The organism is Paenibacillus sp. USDA918EY (assembly GCF_009870825.1).
Classification (GTDB): domain Bacteria; phylum Bacillota; class Bacilli; order Paenibacillales; family Paenibacillaceae; genus Paenibacillus_AQ; species Paenibacillus_AQ albilobatus.
The window spans coordinates 1-384 of record NZ_WTWY01000068.1 but is presented as its reverse complement, the minus strand read 5'-3'; the positions used below and the strand labels follow the sequence as shown (position 1 = coordinate 384).

The window sequence follows — 384 nt, the reverse complement described above, 5'->3', positions numbered from 1 at the left end:
CAACCGGAGCAACGGGAGCAACAGGAGCGTCGGGATCTACAGGTGAAACGGGAGCGACAGGAGCCACGGGTGAAACGGGAGCAACAGGAGCCACGGGAGCGACAGGTGCAACGGGAGCAACCGGAGCAACCGGAGCCACGGGAGCGACCGGAGCCACGGGAGCGACCGGAGCCACAGGAGCAACGGGAGCCACAGGTGCAACAGGAGCCACGGGAGCAACCGGAGCAACAGGAGCAACGGGCGCAACGGGAGCCACAGGTGCAACGGGAGCGACAGGAGCAACAGGAACCACGGGAGCAACGGGTGCAACAGGAGCCACAGGTGAAACGGGAGCAACAGGTGCGACGGGAGTAACGGGAGCAACAGGAGCGACTGGTGAAACTG

The 384-nt window shown here is 65.1% G+C and carries 1 protein-coding gene; it reads left to right on the top strand.

All coding sequences use genetic code 11. The features are described from left to right. Window positions 1-384: hypothetical protein (locus tag GQY55_RS30845; protein WP_201452278.1), on the top strand; the 384-nt coding region annotated here is incomplete at both ends.